Origin of the sequence: Qipengyuania intermedia, assembly GCF_019711615.1 — a bacterium.
GTDB lineage: Bacteria > Pseudomonadota > Alphaproteobacteria > Sphingomonadales > Sphingomonadaceae > Qipengyuania > Qipengyuania intermedia.
On the sequence record NZ_JAIGNS010000001.1, the window covers coordinates 930,510 to 947,979 of the forward strand.

General features: G+C 63.0%; 20 protein-coding genes. 7 read left to right on the plus strand and 13 right to left on the minus strand.

The window, feature by feature from the left end; genetic code table 11:
- Positions 1 to 88 precede the first annotated feature (88 nt).
- From K3179_RS04575 to hisN, 6 genes are all read right to left on the minus strand, one after another.
- Positions 89 to 898: a helix-turn-helix domain-containing protein gene (locus K3179_RS04575; protein WP_221562669.1), complete on the minus strand. Its 810-nt coding sequence runs from the start codon at positions 896 to 898 to the stop codon at positions 89 to 91.
- A complete protein-coding gene (locus K3179_RS04580) occupies positions 895 to 1,827 on the minus strand; it encodes a helix-turn-helix domain-containing protein (protein ID WP_221562670.1) in 933 nt (310 codons plus the stop codon). The genes K3179_RS04575 and K3179_RS04580 overlap by 4 nt, the downstream gene beginning before the upstream one ends.
- Before the next feature lie 114 nt (positions 1,828 to 1,941).
- The gene (rplT, locus tag K3179_RS04585; protein WP_221562671.1) at positions 1,942 to 2,301 is read right to left on the minus strand and encodes a 50S ribosomal protein L20; all 360 of its coding nucleotides are present in this window, start codon (positions 2,299 to 2,301) and stop codon (positions 1,942 to 1,944) included.
- A gap of 25 nt (positions 2,302 to 2,326) precedes the next feature.
- Positions 2,327 to 2,530, minus strand: coding sequence for a 50S ribosomal protein L35 (gene rpmI, locus K3179_RS04590; RefSeq protein ID WP_086438021.1), 204 nt, complete (start codon positions 2,528 to 2,530; stop codon positions 2,327 to 2,329).
- Positions 2,531 to 2,649: 119 nt separating this feature from the next.
- Positions 2,650 to 3,399 carry an SDR family oxidoreductase gene (locus tag K3179_RS04595; protein WP_221562672.1) on the minus strand — a complete coding sequence of 250 codons (750 nt, stop codon included), beginning with the start codon at positions 3,397 to 3,399 and terminating at the stop codon, positions 2,650 to 2,652.
- 27 nt (positions 3,400 to 3,426) lie between these two features.
- The gene (gene hisN / locus K3179_RS04600) at positions 3,427 to 4,209 is read right to left on the minus strand and encodes a histidinol-phosphatase (RefSeq protein ID WP_221562673.1); all 783 of its coding nucleotides are present in this window, start codon (positions 4,207 to 4,209) and stop codon (positions 3,427 to 3,429) included.
- An 84-nt stretch (positions 4,210 to 4,293) separates the two neighbouring features.
- Between hisN and K3179_RS04605 the strand changes: the two genes are divergently transcribed.
- Positions 4,294 to 5,304, plus strand: coding sequence for a helix-turn-helix domain-containing protein (locus K3179_RS04605; RefSeq protein ID WP_221562674.1), 1,011 nt, complete (start codon positions 4,294 to 4,296; stop codon positions 5,302 to 5,304).
- Positions 5,305 to 5,307: 3 nt separating this feature from the next.
- On the opposite strand, the gene K3179_RS04610 is transcribed toward K3179_RS04605, so the two are convergent.
- Positions 5,308 to 6,243: a ribose-phosphate pyrophosphokinase gene (locus K3179_RS04610; RefSeq protein WP_090477256.1), complete on the minus strand. Its 936-nt coding sequence runs from the start codon at positions 6,241 to 6,243 to the stop codon at positions 5,308 to 5,310.
- Positions 6,244 to 6,337: 94 nt separating this feature from the next.
- Entirely contained in the window at positions 6,338 to 7,312 is a 975-nt protein-coding gene (glpX, locus tag K3179_RS04615) for a class II fructose-bisphosphatase (RefSeq protein WP_221562675.1), read from the minus strand.
- Between the two features lie 125 nt (positions 7,313 to 7,437).
- On the opposite strand from glpX, the gene K3179_RS04620 reads away from it, so the two are divergent.
- Positions 7,438 to 8,034, plus strand: a complete 597-nt coding sequence (locus K3179_RS04620) for a hypothetical protein (protein ID WP_221563077.1) — start codon at positions 7,438 to 7,440, stop codon at positions 8,032 to 8,034.
- On the opposite strand, the gene K3179_RS04625 is transcribed toward K3179_RS04620, so the two are convergent.
- The 3 genes from K3179_RS04625 to K3179_RS04635 all read right to left on the minus strand — a co-directional run bounded on the left by K3179_RS04625 (position 7,988) and on the right by K3179_RS04635 (position 10,595).
- Positions 7,988 to 9,295, minus strand: a complete 1,308-nt coding sequence (locus tag K3179_RS04625; protein WP_221562676.1) for a homoserine dehydrogenase — start codon at positions 9,293 to 9,295, stop codon at positions 7,988 to 7,990. The two genes, K3179_RS04620 and K3179_RS04625, sit on opposite strands and share 47 nt — an antisense overlap.
- On the minus strand, positions 9,288 to 9,704 hold the full coding sequence (locus K3179_RS04630) for an acyl-CoA thioesterase (protein ID WP_221562677.1): 417 nt from the start codon (positions 9,702 to 9,704) through the stop codon (positions 9,288 to 9,290). Before K3179_RS04630 ends, K3179_RS04625 begins: the two co-directional genes overlap by 8 nt.
- 69 nt (positions 9,705 to 9,773) lie before the next feature.
- Positions 9,774 to 10,595, minus strand: a complete 822-nt coding sequence (locus K3179_RS04635; RefSeq protein ID WP_221562678.1) for a hypothetical protein — start codon at positions 10,593 to 10,595, stop codon at positions 9,774 to 9,776.
- 371 nt (positions 10,596 to 10,966) lie between these two features.
- Between K3179_RS04635 and K3179_RS04640 the strand changes: the two genes are divergently transcribed.
- From K3179_RS04640 to K3179_RS04660, 5 genes are all read left to right on the plus strand, one after another.
- Complete coding sequence (locus tag K3179_RS04640; RefSeq protein ID WP_221562679.1) at positions 10,967 to 11,641, plus strand: energy transducer TonB; 675 nt, start codon at positions 10,967 to 10,969, stop codon at positions 11,639 to 11,641.
- A gap of 49 nt (positions 11,642 to 11,690) precedes the next feature.
- Entirely contained in the window at positions 11,691 to 12,479 is a 789-nt protein-coding gene (locus tag K3179_RS04645; protein WP_221562680.1) for a MotA/TolQ/ExbB proton channel family protein, read from the plus strand.
- Between the two features lie 75 nt (positions 12,480 to 12,554).
- Positions 12,555 to 13,085, plus strand: a complete 531-nt coding sequence (locus K3179_RS04650) for an ExbD/TolR family protein (RefSeq protein WP_221562681.1) — start codon at positions 12,555 to 12,557, stop codon at positions 13,083 to 13,085.
- Between the two features lie 36 nt (positions 13,086 to 13,121).
- A complete protein-coding gene (locus K3179_RS04655) occupies positions 13,122 to 13,553 on the plus strand; it encodes an ExbD/TolR family protein (RefSeq protein ID WP_221562682.1) in 432 nt (143 codons plus the stop codon).
- A gap of 140 nt (positions 13,554 to 13,693) precedes the next feature.
- A complete protein-coding gene (locus K3179_RS04660) occupies positions 13,694 to 14,125 on the plus strand; it encodes an ExbD/TolR family protein (RefSeq protein WP_221562683.1) in 432 nt (143 codons plus the stop codon).
- A gap of 3 nt (positions 14,126 to 14,128) precedes the next feature.
- Here K3179_RS04660 and K3179_RS04665 read toward each other — a convergent pair whose 3' ends face one another.
- A complete protein-coding gene (locus tag K3179_RS04665; protein WP_221562684.1) occupies positions 14,129 to 16,597 on the minus strand; it encodes a ligase-associated DNA damage response DEXH box helicase in 2,469 nt (822 codons plus the stop codon).
- A gap of 46 nt (positions 16,598 to 16,643) precedes the next feature.
- Positions 16,644 to 17,456 carry a DUF2059 domain-containing protein gene (locus K3179_RS04670; protein ID WP_221562685.1) on the minus strand — a complete coding sequence of 271 codons (813 nt, stop codon included), beginning with the start codon at positions 17,454 to 17,456 and terminating at the stop codon, positions 16,644 to 16,646.
- Between the last annotated feature and the right edge of the window lie 14 nt (positions 17,457 to 17,470).

Genomic DNA, 17,470 nt, shown 5'->3' on the forward strand with positions numbered 1-17,470 from the left:
GGGCTGCCTCTAGCGGCATAGTCCGAAATGCTAAAGCCCAGTTTCGAAGTCGATGCGAGCCATGCGCTCGAGAACTCCGACTTTGCCTTCAGCCAGCGGGTCGCGCAGGTCTATGCAGCACCTGCACGGCCTCTCCCGCGACCGCCTGGCGCGCCTTGGCAGCGGCTCCGAGGACGGGGTGAGGCAGTCTCGCATAGTCGCGGGGTCCCATGCCCATGAAACGCTTGAAATCGCGCGTGAACTGCGCCTGGTCGTAATATTGTGGATCGAGCGCCGCAATCCAGCTCATCGACGGGTCCAGCATGAACTGCGCAAGGCTACGCAGGAAGCGTTGCCGCCGGATCAGCAGCTGCGGCGTGAAGCCGAACGCATCGAGGGCAAATCGCTCGAGTGTGCGGGTGGTCATTGCGAGTTGCTCGGCAAGATGCGCGACAGTCGCGCAGGCCGGGTCGAGCAGCGCGCGCTGCGCCTCGACGATATGCGCTTCCCGCTTCCCGGGCTTGTCCAGCACCTTCGCTAGGAGCGCAAAAATCGCGTCCTTCTGTGCGAGAGTGCTGTTGCTGCGCGAAATCTCGATAAGCGGGGTCAGTTGCTGCATGTCCGGATCGGCTTCGACATCGCACATCCGGTCCGCGTAATCGGCTGCGCTTCTCCCGACGAGGCGCGGCACGGTCTCCGGAGCTCCGGGTCCAATACTCGCGGAAAGCTCTCCTTCCAGCACTATGCGCAGGTTGAACCATTCAGGATGCAGCCAGTCGCGTATCGGCTTGGCTGCGCTGCCGGGCTCTTGCTCGACCACATCGAAGCGATAGACGGTCGTAACGAACGGCCTTAGCTCTTCCGGCGGAAGGAAAAACTCGAGTTCGACGTCGAGCGCGCCGCTCGCGGTATCGGTCAAGGCGCGCTTCCCCCGTCCAGGTCCTGCCGCGGCTTGTCGAGTGTCTGCACGGGGGAACCCCAGATCCGCTGACGTTCGGTCATGAAGGCATCGAGAATGGGATGGTCCATCGTGGCATATTCGGTCGGACTCATACCCATGAATTCATGGAACTCGCGCACGAAATGGGGTTGGTCGTGATAGTGCCGGTCGATCGTTCGGGACCAGCTTTCGCCTTCCGAGAGCATGAATGCGGCAAGGCTGCGCATCATTCGCTGGCGGCGAAGCAGGAAGCGCGGCGAAAAGCCGAAGTGCCGGTTGCACAGCCGCTCTAGCGTGCGCTTGTGCATCGCTGCAGCGTCCGCGAAATCGTCGATCGAGGTCAGGTATGGATCGACCATCGCTTCATGGATCGCGATGATACGCGCCTCGTCACGCGTCGGCTGCAAATTGTCGCGTAACACCCCCACCAGCTTCGCAAATTGCGCGTCATCATCATGCGACGGGTCGCACAACAAGTCGCAAAGACCTGCCAGGTGCCGGAAGGTCGGATCCCGCTCGCCGTCGCAAATAGTGTTGGCCGATTCGTGGGCGGGCTGGGCTATCAGCTGCGCCCATCCCAGCGGTTTGAGGCCGATACCCCACATCCTTGTCTCGCCCATCTCGAAGTAGACGGGTTTCGAGCTTGGACCGGTGGCCTGAAACCGCGCACCGTCGACAGAAGTCACCTCGGATGTGTCGGGATTCACCACCCGGGCATAGGGCGCATTATGACAGAAGAACCGCAGATTTCCCCATTCGGGCTGCAGGTAATCGGTCACCTTGGCGTCGCCGCCAATCTTGGTTTCGAGAAGGTAGACCGTCGTCAAACAGGCAGCGAGATCCTCGGGCGGCGGAAAGAAGCGCACCGCAAGATCGAAGTTTGTCTCTGGCTGCTGGTCGTGGACCATACAGGGCAGAATATCCGACAGGCGCGATTTCGCAAATTATTGACCGCAAAAAGAAAGGGCGCCTCCCAAAAGGAGACGCCCTTGCTTGCATTCGAACCCGAAGGTTCGAGCCGGTTAGGCCGGAAGGGCCTTCTTGGCCTGCTCGATGATCACCTTGAAGGCCGCGCCTTCGTTCATGGCGAGATCGGCCATGACCTTACGGTCGAGTTCGATGCCGGCAAGCTTGGTGCCGTGCATGAACTGCGAATAGGTCAGGCCTTCGGCGCGAACCGCAGCGTTGATACGCTGGATCCACAGAGCGCGGAAGTTGCGCTTCTTGATCTTGCGGTCGCGGTAAGCGTACTGGCCGGCCTTTTCGACGGCCTGGCGAGCGACGCGGATGGTGTTCTTGCGGCGACCGCGATAGCCCTTGGCCTGGTCTAGGAGCCGCTTGTGCTTCTGGCGCGTGGTAACGCCGCGTTTAATGCGAGGCATATCTTATTCTCCTTGAATGTCGCGATCAGTCGAGGCCGTAAGGCGCCCACTTCTTCACCGTCTTGGTGTCGGCTTCCGACAGGACAGTGGTGCCGCGGTTCTGGCGGATATACTTCGCATTGTGGCTGATCAGGCGGTGACGCTTGCCAGCGACGCCGTGCTTGACCTTGCCGGTGGCGGTGATCTTGAAGCGTTTCTTCACACCGCTCTTGGTCTTCAGCTTGGGCATTTTCATCTCCTTTGCAGAGACACGTCGAACCAGCCCTGGCAGCCCTTGTCGCCAGGCCGGCACATGAATCACGTGTCGGTGAAGGCGCGCGAGATAGCGATTCTGCCTGCGAATGCAAGTCAGAAGTGGCTGAGGTAGCCGCCGTCGACCGCCAGGGTCTGGCCGGTGATGTAGCTTGCCTCGTCCGAGGCGAGGAAGGCGACCGCGCCCGCAATTTCTTCCGGCTGCCCCCAGCGCCCCAGCGACGTCCGGCGCGAAAGGTGAGCGGCCGTCTCGTGATCGGCGACCATCTCGCTATTCGCCTCGGTGGCGAAATAGCCGGGCGCGACCGAGTTGACCGTGATGCCTGCAGGCCCGAGCTCTGCAGCGAGGGCACGCGTGAGAGCATCCAGCCCGCCCTTGCTGGCCGTATACAGGACATCGCCGCGAGCAATCCGGGCGGCGATGGACGTGATGTTCACGATCCTGCCGCGACCCTTGCGCGTCATATGTGCAGCGGCCCTGCGAGCCAGATCGAACGGCGCCACGAGGTTGACCTCGAGCATTCGGGTCATGTCCGCACGCACGACGTCATCGAGATCGCGCCGGTCCCGTTGTCCGACATTGTTGACCAGGATGTCGATCCCGCCCGCTCCTGCCATCTCCTCGATGGCCACCCGGGTGGCATCGTCGTCGCAAATGTCGAATGGCAGGATCCGGCAATCGCCTGCGATCGCCGCGCGGGCCTCCTCGAGCGCCGAGGCGTCCCTGCCATTGAGCCAGACCTGCGCTCCGCGCTGCGCGAGACGCTCGGCAATTGCAAAGCCGAGCCCCCTCGATGCACCGGTTACGAGGGCAGTCCGGCCCTTCAACGAAACGCCGGCATCCATCTCAGGCTCTTCTCGCCGAGCGAAAGGTCAAAGCGCAAGATCCATCGCTTCCAGAACATCCTCCAGCCGCGCGGCATCGCCGATAGCCAGCACATTTCCGTCGCTGGCGGAATGCAGCGGCCCACCGCTCCAGTCGCACATCAATCCGCCCGCGCCTTCCACCACCGGAGCCAGCGCAGCGAAATCATGGAGCTTGAGACCCGCCTCGCAGACGATGTCGACATGGCCGCTCGCCACCAGGCCGTAGTTGTAGCAATCGCCGCCGTAGATGATCTTGCGTTCGGCCACCGCCTTGGCGAGGCCCATGAAGTGATCGGCCTCCTGCTCGCTGAACTGGTGCGGCGTGGTTGTCGCGAGGACCGCGTCGGACAGGGACCGGCACGGCGCGGACCGTACGGGCTTGCCGTTGAAAGTCGTTTCCTTGCCCGAGAACCCTGCCCAGCGTTCGCGACCGATCGGCTGGTCAATAATACCGAGAACCGGAAAGCCGTCCTGCAGAAGCGCGATAAGGGTCCCGAAGATCGGCCTGCCGGCAATGAAGCTGGTGGTGCCGTCGATCGGATCGAGCACCCATTGCCGCCCTGCGCCTTCGTTGCGGGTGCCATATTCTTCGCCCACGATGCCGTCGTCCGGGTACTCCGCCTCGATCAGCGCGCGCATCGCTGCCTCGGCAGCGCGGTCGGCTTCGGTGACGAAGCTGGAGTCGGATTTCTTCTCCTGTTCCCAATTGCCGCGGAACAGGGGACGAATGGCATCGCCCGCGGCATCGGCAAGGCGGTTGGCGAAGGTAAGATCGGAACTTGTTGGCATGGGCCTGCATTTGCTGTCTTAAGGTCCGCGGTCAAGCTTGCTTGATCGCGCCTCCGCCTTCGGGTCGTACTGAAGGGGAATTTCGTGACCACGTCGAAAGACGACCAGGAGATGCCGGCCAGCGACAAGGCCGATGCAGACCTGCCACCGATTCAGTCACATACTGGGTCTACCCGGCAGGGCATGCCGCTCGCCCTGAACCGGGCCCCTGGCGAGGACCTGCAAGACTGGATCATGCGCATCGGCGTTACGTCGGTCGACATGCCCGAGGGCGCGTCGATCGAATGCATGTCACTGTGCGAGCATCCGGTCATCCGCATGATCTATGGCGCGAAATGGACCGCGTGGACGGCCGAAGGGAAAATCGAATACGAGCCCGGAGACGACGGTCTCGTGCTCTATTTCGGGCCCGAGACGAAAGCGATGAACCTCAGGGTCGACGGATCCTTTCGCGTGGTCTCTATTAATTGCACCTCCGCATTCGCGACCAATTTCGGGCTGCCCGATCCTCGCGAGACGCTCGATCGCATCCTTCCCTTCGATCCGGTCTGCGGCCTCCAGCACATTGCGGAGGGTCATCACCCGCAGGACGATCCCCACGCGTGGCTCGACGCCAGCGAACAAGCCTTGCGCGAAAGTCTTCGTGTCGGCTGCCCCGAGCGGGCGCACGACTTGCTCGATGCTTTCGAACATCTGACCCTGACAGATCCGGCAGCGAGCCTGTCGGATTTTGCAGAGCGCCTCGAAGTCACGCCGCGCACGCTGGAAAGGACGATTTCCCGCAACTGGGGAGTGACGCCGAAATTCGCGCTCCGGCGTGCCCGCGCGCTCGACATGGCTGCGGCACTGCTGGGAGTCGCCGATGCCACGGAAGAGTCCGAATTACGCCTGCGCTATTTCGACCAGTCGCACTTGACGCGGGAGATGCGTCACTTCTTCGACCACACGCCCGGCGCGATGCAGACGGGTGACTGCCCACTATTGCGCATTACCATGGAGATCCGCCAGTCGCGCAGGCTCGAAGCCATCGCGAGGCTTGCCGGATCGGAAAGCCCCTCGTGGCGGGACCCGGCGGCAGAGCCGGGCGTCGACTAAACCTCAGTCGAACAGCGAGCTGACCGAACTTTCGTCCGCGATGCGCCGGACTGCCTCACCGATCAGCGGGGCGATAGTCAGGATGCGGATGCGTTCGGAATCCGATGCCGCATCCGTCGGCTTGATGGAATCGGTGATGACCAGTTCCTTTAGCGCAGAGCCGTCGACACGGGCGACCGCACCGCCGGAAAGGACGCCGTGCGTAATGTAGGCCGCTACCGAAGCGGCGCCCTGGTCGAGCAGCGCCTGGGCCGCGTTGCACAGCGTGCCGCCCGAATCGATGATATCGTCGATCAGGATACAGTGACGACCCGATACGTCGCCGATGATGTTCATCACTTCGCTTTCGCCGGGGCGATCGCGGCGCTTGTCCACGATGGCCAGCGGTGCATTGTCGAGGCGTTTCGCCAGCGCGCGTGCGCGCACAACGCCGCCGACGTCGGGCGAAACGACCATGAGGTCCTGATCGCCGTACCGCGCCTGGATGTCGGCAGCCATGACCGGCGCCGCATAGAGGTTGTCGGTCGGGATATCGAAGAAGCCCTGGATTTGGCCTGCGTGCAAATCGACCGAGAGAACGCGGTCGGCACCCGCTTCGGTGATGAGGTTCGCCACCAGCTTTGCCGAGATCGGCGTACGCGGACCGGGTTTCCGGTCCTGCCGGGCATAGCCGAAATAAGGGACCACGGCCGTAATCCGTCGCGCAGATGCACGCTTGAGCGCATCGATGCAGATCAGCAATTCCATGAGATTGTCGTTCGCCGGATAGCTGGTCGACTGGACGACGAAGACATCCTCGCCGCGCACGTTCTCGTGGATTTCCACGAAGATTTCTTCATCGGCGAAGCGGCGCACCTGCGCATCGACGAGAGGCATTTCGAGATAGCCTGCGATCGCACGAGCGAGCGGCAGGTTCGAGTTGGCGGCCATGATCTTCATGTGAGCGAATCCCGTGTCGGCTGGCAGTGACTCCCGCCTAGCGACACGTCATGGGATTGCAACATGACAAGCGGGGCATTCCCCGCTTCGCTCATTATTTCGTGCGATGTTCGCCCTTGATCCAGCGAACGGTGCCGCTGGAGGCGCGCATGACTACGCTTTCGGTCGTCATCTTGCCCCCGCGCAGGTACTTCACGCCTTCGAGCAGGCTGCCCGAGGTGACGCCGGTCGCGGCAAAGATGCAATCGCCCTTCACCAGGTCGTCGCGCGTATAGATGCGGTCGAGATCGGTGATGCCCCATTTCGCAGCGCGGGCCTTTTCGTCGTCGTTGCGGAACACCAGCCGTCCGTTGAACTGGCCACCGACACAGCGCAGCGCAGCTGCGGCCAGCACGCCTTCGGGCGCGCCGCCCTGGCCCATGTACATGTCGATCGTGGTTTCCTCGTCCGTCACCGCGATCACGCCTGCCACATCGCCATCGCCGATCAGGACCACGCCGCATCCCAGGCTGCGCAGTTCGGCGATCAGGTCCGCATGGCGAGGACGGTCGAGCACGCAGACGATGATGTCGCCCGGCTCCACGCCCTTTGCTTCGGCGACGGCCTTCACGTTCTCGGTCGGAGATTTGGCAAGGTCGATGATGCCTTCGGGATAGCCCGGTCCGACCGCGAGCTTGTCCATGTAGACATCGGGCGCGTTAAGCAGGCAACCTTCCTCGGCTGCCGCCAGCACGGCCAGCGAATTGGGCCCGGCCTTCGCGGTGATGGTGGTGCCTTCCAGCGGATCCAGCGCGATGTCGATCTTGGGGCCCTTGCCCGGTGCCCCGCCGACCTTTTCGCCGATGAACAGCATCGGCGCCTCGTCGCGCTCGCCTTCGCCGATGACCACGGTGCCGTCCATATAAAGGGTGTCGAATGCCTTGCGCATCGCTTCGACCGCAGCAGCGTCGGCGGCCTTCTCGTCGCCGCGGCCGATCAGTTTCGAAGCAGCGATCGCGGCCGCTTCGGTCACGCGGACCATTTCAAGGACGAGGACGCGGTCGAGGGAGTTTTCGGCAGGCGAGTTCATGGGGTGTTCAGTCCTTGGAGCGAGTTTGGGGCCCAGGTGGATGGCCCGCGAATTCGTATGCGCGGGCCGATATACGCAGGAGCATCATCTTGTCGAGACTTGGCTGGGCGGGCCTCTGCATTCTTATGGCTTCGGTCTCGCAACCAGCCATGGCGCAGGAGGCGCTGGAAGCCCAGTCGGCCACGCCGCCTGAGCGGATCGACCTGCTTGTACCCGAAGAGGCGGACGAAGAAGACGAGCGACGTCTCGAAGATTGCAGCGAGGAGCAGGATGCGGCGGAAATCTCCCGCGAGATTATCGTCTGCCGCCGCCGCAACACCGAGAATTCGAAATATTACGACAAGGACGAGACCGAGCGTCGCATCGCCGCGCGTAGCCAGGGTCAGAAACCGGTTAACACCTTTGGCATTCCCGATCACGGCGTCGTCGTGGCGCGGGGCTGTTTCATCGGCCCTTGCCCTCCCCCGATGCCAATTCTCATAGATGTGGCTGCGCTGCCGGAGGCGCCGCCCGGTTCGGATGCCGACAGGATGGCCCGCGGACTTGCGCCGCGCGGAAACGATGGGCCGGTCGCCGCTGGCCCGCAGGAGCCGGAAATCGTTCGCGATGCAAGAATGCAGGGCAATGCCGAGCAGCTCGGATTGCCCGAGCCGGACCTGCGCAACGATGAGGAGGTCAGTCCTTCAGGATCGGCATCACCAGGGGAGCAGCCGTCAGGCTAGGCGAGCCTTCCAGCAGCGATAGCGCTTGAGTCACGCAGCGCTCCGGTCCCTCGTGGGTTACCATAGCGACCTGCACTTCGCCGCCATCGTGGTCGCGGCTGCGCTGGATCATGCTTTCGATCGACACGCCCGCATCGCGCATGGCGGCGGTTATCTCGGCCAGCACACCGGGCCGGTCCGCAACCGTAAAGCGCAGATAGTCGCGCCCGATCCTGTCGCCGGGATCGGCCGCGGCACAGCTCTGCAGCGCCGTGACGGGGACCGAGAACGGCGCGCCGCTCTGGCCGCGCGCAATTTCGATGAGGTCGGCCACCACCGCGCTGGCGGTCGGCTTGTCGCCTGCTCCTGCACCCTGGAAAAGCAGGCGGCCCGAGAAATCGCCTTCTGCGACCACGGCATTGGTCGGGCCGGTCACCGCTGCAAGCGGGTGGCGGAATGGTACGAGGCACGGGCGTACACGCTGGAGCAGGCGCGGCCCTTCGCCGCTGTCGTCCAGTGTGGCGATTCCCACCAGCCGCACAACGTAACCGAGTGCATCCGCCTGGGCGATGTCGCTCGCCCCGACCTGCGTGATGCCTTCGGTCTGGACGGCATCGAAATCGATCCGCGTTCCGAAACCGATGGCCGCAAGGATCGCTAGCTTGTGGGCGGCATCCACGCCTTCGATGTCGAAGGCCGGATCGGCCTCGGCGTAGCCTTTTTCCTGGGCCGCCTGAAGCATCTCGTCGAAGTCGGCGCCCGTGCGTTCCATCTCCGACAACACGTAGTTGCAGGTGCCGTTGAGAATGCCGTAGATACGGTTGAGCGCGTTGGCGGCAGTACCTTCGCGCAAGCCCTTAACGACCGGGATGCCGCCAGCGACCGCGGCTTCGAAAGCGAAGGGGGAGCTCTTGATCGCGGCAAGTTCCGCCAGCTCGAGCCCGTGATGGGCCACCATCGCCTTGTTCGCCGTGACCAGCCCCTTGCCCGCATCGAGGGCGGAGCGGGCGAGCGTGAGCGCGGGCCCGTCGGAGCCGCCGACGAGTTCGACAACGACATCGACATCTACGCGGGCCGCCATGGCCTGCATGTCGTCCACCCAGGCATAGGGAGAGAGATCGACGCCCCTGTCCTTGCCCTTTTCGCGGGCCGAAACGGCCACGATCTCGATCGGCCTGCCGGCACGGGCGGCGATCATGTCGCGATTGGTCTCGATCAGGCGGATTACCCCGGTGCCGACAGTGCCGAGACCGGCCAGCGCTATGCGCAAGGGATCAGACATCGGCGCCCTCCCGTGCCGGGAAACCGAAGGCCTCGCGCACCGAATCCGGAACCGGCGTCGGCCGCCCCTCGGGCAAGTCGACGTGGACATTAAGCAGGCGGATTTCGGCACGAAGGTCGCCGTCATCGGCGCCGTGGAGGGTGATTAGGGTCTCCATGCTCGAATTGCCGATCCGGACCACGGTGAGGCGGCCTTCGATCAACTCTTCGAGGCGGATCGGCGCAAGGTAATCCACTTCCGCGCGGCGCACGTGGAATTCGACGTCGGCTGGCATTCCGCGCTCCCGCGCTTCGCGGAAAAATTCGCTGACGAGGACGTCGGCGTATTCGAGATAGCGCGAATTGAAGACGACGCTTTGGGGGTCGACCTCTGCGTAGCGCACGCGGAATGTATGACGATAGGGATCCATGCGGGACCGCCTAGCGCAGCATATGCACCCGCGTGAACCAGTTTGTCTTTGCTGGCCCTTAGCGGGCGTTCAGTCGGTCGTACGCTCGCACGGACCCAGCTGGTCGATCACAAAGGCATAATCGCGTGCAGCCAGATCGCGGGCCCGCCGGTCCTGGGCGAGGTTCGCCGTGCCGGGCAGTTCCTGTGGCAGGGCACACGCAAGGCGATACCACTCCAGCGTCCCGGCCTGTGGCGGGCGCGCAGCCTGGTCGACGATTTCCGTCCACGAGACGCCCCAGCGCGGGGCCTGCCCTGGACGGCGCACGACAGTCACCGACACGGGCCCGTCTTTCTCCGTATCGAGGAAAAGCTGAGTCTCCGACTCGCCCACCAGCGTGCCTTCGACGGCGAGCGCATCGGATACGCCGGTGACCCTGGGCGGGGCCTGCGGAGAAACGAGATCGGCAAGGATCGGACGCAGCCGGGCTTCCAGTTCGGGCGAATAACGCAGCTGTGCGTCGGTACCGACGAGCTGGATTTCTCCGGGACGACCTGCAACCGGGCGTGCGAACAGGATGACCTCCTGCTTCTTGAGCTTGGGAACCTTGCCCTTCGCATCGAGCGGGACATCGACAAGGTACTTCAGTTCCTCGCCTACCGGAACGGTGCCGGCAATCAGCGAGCCGGTGCGGGCTTCCACGTAGAGGCGCGCAAACCCGGGCGCGAGTCCCGGCGCGCGTTCGGGCGAAACCTGCGCCTGCTTGCGAATTTCGGCCCTGATGACGAGCGGCGTGCCGTCGGAAAGCTGGACCAGATAGGCATAGGTAAGAGGCGGCGCCGTGTCCTGGCCCACGGCCGGTACAGCAAGTGCCAAAGCCGCCGATATCGCGAAGAAAGTCTTTGAAAACATGGGGGCAAGTTGCCTTTTCGAGTGCTCGGACCAAGAAGGTTTCGTCGTATCGTAGGTCAACCGATCCAACGCATCCATGGTTCCTCCCACCAAAGCCGTGAATTGCCCCTTAACCGGAAAAGGGTTTGCCCCTGTAAAGCATCGAAGCTAAGGGATGGGCCTGAGCCGGGCTAATGATACAATATTGCCTGAAACGACCGTTTTCGGGAGTTTTCGGGAACAGCCCCTGGTTCGCAGCGCTCTATCCCCTAGGGGATATTGCTTGCATAGTATGGAATTCGGCGTCGGGATTGCGGTCAGAAATACCTCCCCCCACGGCGCCAAAACGGCCCGGTGCGAATCGGGCAGACACGATGGAGTGATGCAACCGAATGGCTTATGCTGACCAAGAGATGAGTGGCAATCGCATCGTTGCGATCATCATCGTTGCCCTCATCCACATAGGACTCGGTTACGCCCTGATTACCGGACTTGCCCTCGATGTGGCTAAGTCGGTCGTCGAACGCGTGACTACAATCGACGTGGAAGAGCCGCCGCCGCCGGAACCGGAGGACGAGCCTCCGCCGCCGCCGGAAGATATTCCCGAGACGGCCCCCCCGCCGCCCGTGGCACCGCCGCCGCCGATCAACATCGCACCGGCACCGCCGCCCATCCGCACCCAGACGACGATTCCGCCGCCGGCACCGCCCGCCGTCCGGATTCCGCCGCCCGCTCCGCCCGCTCCTCCGGCACCGCCCCCCGCGCCTTCCCAGGCACGTGGTGCAAGCCCCAAGGGTCAGAGCAGCTGGGCCAGCCGCATCCAGCGTAACTATCCGCGCCGTGCAGAACGTGACGGTGTCGAAGGTAACGTCGGTGTGAGCGTCACCGTTGGTACAGACGGCCGCGTGGCCGGATGTTCCGTCACCAGCTCCAGTGGCTCGAGCGACCTGGATGCCGCCGCATGCGATGGCATGACCCGCTATGCGCGGTTCGATCCGGCGCTCGACAGGGCAGGCAATCCGGTCACGGATACCTACCGGACCACGATTGTTTACCGTCTCAACTAAGCTTTTCCCGCCATTGAGGCGGACCTAATTCTCGAGAGGACTACTCGCTATGACCTTTGAACTTCTTGCTGCTGCCGCCGATGCAGCTCCGCAGACTTCCTTCGGTTTCTGGGAAGCAATGGAACAGGGCGGCTTCGTCGCCTGGTTCATTCTCTCCGTCATGATCATCATGTCGGTCGGTTCCTTCTACATTCTCTTCACCAAGCTGTTCGAACAGCAGAAGGTGATGAACCAGTACAAGGGCGTGAAGACCACCTTCTGGCGTTCGAACTCGCTCGATGAAGGCGCCAAGAAGCTGGACAAGAACAGCGCATGGCGCCAGCTGGTTGACGATGCCGTCAAGGCGCGCGACAGCCATCACCAGATGGGTGACAGCCTCGAAGCGCACGACTGGCTGCACGGCTCGCTCGATCGTTCGGAAGCAACGATCAATGCCAAGCTCGCAGGCGGCCTGCCGTTCCTCGCAACCGTGGGTGCAACCGCACCGTTCGTCGGTCTGCTCGGTACGGTTATCGGTATCTATCGCGCGCTGATCAACATCGGTGCCGCCGGTTCGGCTTCGATCGACAAGGTCGCAGGCCCGGTCGGTGAAGCACTGATCATGACCGCCATCGGCCTTCTGGTCGCTGTTCCGGCCGTGTTCGCCTACAACTGGCTGCAGAGCCGCAACCGTCGCATCGCCGAACTGATGACCGGTTTCACCACCGACCTGCTCGCCAACATCAGCTCGGACGGCAAGATCCGTCCGGCTGCTATGACGGCGACCTCGACCCAGCAGGCCGGCAAGGTAGCTGCCAAGCCCGCAACCGGCACTGCGACCGGCGCGGTCAAGAAGTAAGACGGATAGGCGGGGGCCACTGGCCTCCGCCTCCTCCGACACATTGATTTCTTTTAGCTACGGACAGGACACAAGATGGCGGTTCAGGTAGGCGGCGGCGCAGAAACGCCCATGTCGGACATCAACACCACCCCCCTCGTGGACGTGATGCTGGTGCTTCTGATCATCTTCCTCATCGCGGTCCCGGTCGCGATCCAGACGATCGAGAAGCTCGAGATCCCGATCTTCGAATCGATCGAATCGAAGGACAAGGTCGAAAACCTGCTCCTCACGGTCAGCACCACCGACGCGTCGGGCCGCAGTGCCGGCGAACCGGGTTTCGAGGGCGCATCGCGCAACGGCGAATGCCGGGTGTATTTCAACAATACGACCCCGGTGACTTCCGAAGAGCTTTACGACCAGGCGTTCGAACGTCTCGACCAGATCGTTCAGCGTTACGGCGGTCCCGAAGCGATCATGGAAGACCCCGAAGCAATTCCGCAGGTCCACATTCGCGGCGACGTGAATGCACCGTGGTCGTGCGTCGCGGGGGCGATCTACAACGTGCAGGCGGCGGGCTACCCCACTGTCGGCTTCATCTCGAACCCGGTCGACCCGAACGGCTGATCGGCTTCGAGCCAGAATTTCTAGGGAGATACCCTCATGGCAATGTCAGGCGGCAAGGATGATGGCGCCCCGATGATGGAAATGAACATGACGCCGTTGATCGACGTCCTGCTCGTTCTCCTCATCATGTTCATCATCACCATCCCGGTGGCGACCCACTCGGTCGATATCGACCTTCCGCAACCGAACCCGAACCCGCCCCCCGTCACGGTGGAGCCGGACAAGAACAAGCTGGTCATCACACCGACTGACGAGCTGCTCTGGAACGGCGAAACCATCCAGGAAGGCGATCTCGTCAACCTGCTGGCCCAATCGCTGACGATCAATCCGGAACCCGAACTGCAGTTCGAACCGGAAGCGCAGGCAAGCTACGAAGCTTCGGCCCGCGTGCTCCAGATCATCAAGTCGAGCGGCGTGACCAAGTTCGGCTTCGTGGGTAACGAACGGTACCGCAGTTTCGGCAAGTAAACGTCGAAACCAAAAACCAAAAAGGGGCGGAGCGATCCGCCCCTTTTTTGTGCCCGACGTTCATTTAGGACTCGACCGGCCTGGGATTGCATCTCCAAATTGTTATGTTATCCTGTTACATCTTTGATGGGGAGAGTGACATGCCGTATCGAGCAACAGCGCGCCAGTATGTGGGCCGCCCGATGAGCGATCTGAACATCACGCCGTTGATCGACGTGATGCTGGTCCTCCTGATCATGTTTATCCTCGCAATTCCGATTGCCACCCACGCCCTGCAGGTGCCGCTGCCCAACGGTGCGCCGACCAACCCGATCGAGGAAACCAACGTCGTCCATATCGACGCGTCCGACCGCCTCTTCTGGAATGGCGCGGAAATGGATAGGCAGGGCCTACTTAACCAGCTCGCAAGCGCGGCCGAAATGGACCACCAGCCTGTCATCCGGTTCGACCCGGACGCGCGTGCCAGCTATGCAACCTCGGCCAGGACGATTGCCCTGATCAAGGACTCCGGCGTCGATAATTTCGCGTTCGTCGGCAACGACAGGTATCGGAACTTCGATCGCGTGCGGTAAGTATCAATCGGCTTCGGGAAGTTCATCGACGCGCATGGCGGCACCGGCGAGGCTTTCCGCTTCCAGCAGAAGTTCGTCGTCAACCGAACCTTGCGGCGTAGCTTCGCGCCCGATCATCACCATGACCGGGACGGCAAGGGGACTTACGCGGTCGAGTTCGACATGAACCAGCTCCTCGGCCGCCCGGTCGAGCAGGCTGCCTAGCCGGCCGACATCGGTCATCCGCGTTCGTGCATCCGCCCAGGCCGCTTCGAGCAGAACGTGATCGGGCTCGTACTTGCGCAGTACGTCGTAAATCAGATCGGTCGAGAAAGTGACCTGCTTGCCGGTCTTGCGCTTGCCCGGATGCTGGCGCTCCACCAGACCGCCGATGACCGCCACTTCACGGAAGGCCCGCCGAAGGAGGTGCGAATTCTGCACCCATTCGATAAATTCGTCCTGCAGTATGTCCGGCGACAACAGCGGGGCGGGATCCTCGACCGGCTTCAGTCCCCAGACTGCCAGCGAATAGTCGTTGGCCACAAACCCGCCCGGCATCAGGCCGCGGTCCTCCATTCGCCGCGTGATCAGCATCCCCAGGCTCTGGTTCGCGTTCCACCCCTCGAAGGTATAGTAGACGCTGTAATGGCGTTTCGCGTGCGGGAAGCTTTCCACCAATAGCTGGCCAGGCCCCGGCATCTGCGAGCGCCAGTGCTGCACCTCCAGCCATTCGCGCACATCGTCGGGGAAACGCGCCCACCCCGCGCGGTCGACCAGCATGTTTCGCACGCGATCGGCCAGATGTGTGGTGAGCGGCATGCGCGCCCCGCCATAACTCGGGATCATGGCGCTTGCCTTGGCGGCCTTCACCAGCACTTCCATGTCCTGGAGCTTGACCACCTCCAGGCTCATACCGGCAAAGGCAAACGTGTCGCCGGGACTAAGAGAGGCTGCGAATCTTTCCTCGATCTTGCCGAGGCTGCGTCCACCGCGTCCGCGGCCAGAATTGATCCTAACCTCCAGCATCTCGCTATCGATGATGATCCCTGCATTCATCCGGTGCCGCTGGGCCTGTTCGGGATGGCTGAGGCGCCAGACACCCTCACTGTCACGAACGATGCGCTTGAACTTGTCATAGGCTTCGAGCGCATAACCGCCGGTGGCTACGAAAGTCAGCACGCGCTGCCAGATTTCAGCGTCGACCCAGGCATAGGAGAGGCTGGACCGCACCTGCGCCAACAGCTCGCCTTCCTCGAAGGGCGCGGCGCAGGCGCAGGCCATTACATGCTGCGCGAGCACATCGAGACCGCCAGGCCGGAAATCCTCTCCATCGCGGCGACCCTCATCGACCGCCTCCTTGGCCGCGGTGGCCTCCAGGAATTCGAACCGGTTGCCAGGGACCAGCAATGCCCTGCTCGGCTGGTCCAGCCGGTGGTTCGCCCGGCCGATGCGCTGCAGCAGGCGGCTCGAACCCTTCGGTGCGCCCATCTGGACGACGAGGTCGATATCGCCCCAGTCGACGCCCAGATCGAGGCTCGCCGTTGCGACAAGCGCACGCAGTTCGCCGCGCGCCATGGCGCCTTCGACCTTGCGCCGAGCTTCCTTGCTCAGCGAACCGTGATGGATGCCGATCGGCAGGTTTTCCTCGTTCACATCCCAAAGGTGCTGGAAGATGTATTCGGCAAGGAAGCGCGTATTCGTGAAGACCAGCGTCGTGCGGTTCTTGCTGATCCTCTCGTAAAGCTGGGGAATGGCCCACGTCGCCGCATGCCCGCCCCACGGCACCCGCTCCTCGTCCGGCAGTAGTATCTCGACCTCGGACGGCGCGCCCTGCTCGCCCTCGACCAGTTCGACCGTGTCGAGATCGCCCCACGGGGCGAGCCATTCGCGGAATGCCTCCGGGCTGGCGACCGTCGCCGACAAGGCCGCTCGCTGCATGTCCGGCGCAATCGCCTGGAGTCGCGAGAGGGCCAGGGCGAGGAGGTCGCCCCGCTTGCCCGTGGCGAAGGCGTGCACTTCGTCAATGACGATCCGTTTCAGGCCGGAGAAGAGTTCGAAACTGTCCGGGAAAGACAGCAGCAGCGACAGGCTTTCCGGCGTCGTCAGCAGCACATGCGGCGGCTTTTGCCGCTGGCGGCGCTTGCGATCCGACGGCGTATCACCGCTCCGCGTCTCGACTGTGATCGGCAGGCCCATCTCCTCGATGGGGGTGAGGAGATTGCGCTGCACGTCGTGCGCCAGCGCCTTGAGCGGCGACACATAGAGCGTGTGCAGCCCTTCGGGCGGTGCCTTGCCGCCGAGCCGCTCTTCGGTGAAATCGACGAGCGTGGGGAGAAAGCCTGCCAGCGTTTTGCCCGCCCCGGTATCGGCAACGAGCAGGGCGTGGTGAGAAGCATCGCTCGCTTCCAGCATTTCGAGCTGGTGTCGGCGGATGCGCCAGCCGCGACCGGCAAACCAGTCATCGATCCGGGAAGGTACGGCCTGCTCGCTCACCTCATCACAGCGCGCCGAAACGCGCGACGTTCCCGGCCACAAGGGTTCAGAACGGCGTGTCCTGGGCAGCGGTTTCGACAGCGACCTCCATGCCGAAGACGAGATCATCCTCGCTCAGCCCGGTCAGCTCCTGCAGTCGCGCTTTCTCTTGCGCGGAGAGCGCCGCATAGGTCCGGCGTTCGGGCAGGTCCGCCATCGCCGCCTTCATCTTCTCTTCCATCGTGGCAAACTGTTCCATCATCACGGGCATGCTGCTCATGGCCGCGCTCATGATCCGGGGATCGTTCGCCAATTCGAAGGATTTCGCCGCGAAGGTCGAGCCCGATGGCGTTGCGAAGAAGGCGTTGAGATCGTTGAGTTCGGTGGCAGTGAAGGCGACGGCATAGGCCTCGCTCATACCCTTGCGCATGGCGGGTTCCATCGCTGCCATGACCTCACCCATCGCATCCTTGACGAATGCCATTTCGCGGCGCTGGCGTTCCTGCCAGTTGGGATCGATGATGGAGGCGATTTCCTTGACCTGTTCCTCGGTCACTTCGAGCTCGGATTCGTCGTAACCGATCGAATCCGCAAGGCTCGGCCCGGCTTCTGCCGCAAGCTCCATGAACGGTCCGAGCATACCGCCGAAGGTCGAATCGATGACCTTCTGCATCGCACCTTCGGGCATCATCTTGTCGATGACCTGCTGGGCCAGGGGCAGGCGCGCCTCTTCTTCGGCGGAGAGGGGTTCGACGGCGAATGCCTGCATCATCGCAGCCATGACCTCGGCATCTTCGGCAGAAGAATCTTCATCCTCCGCCGCCAAAGGCTGCGCCGACAGGGCGAGCGTCGCGCCGAGCGCCAGGATCCACTTCTTCATGATATTACCCTCCC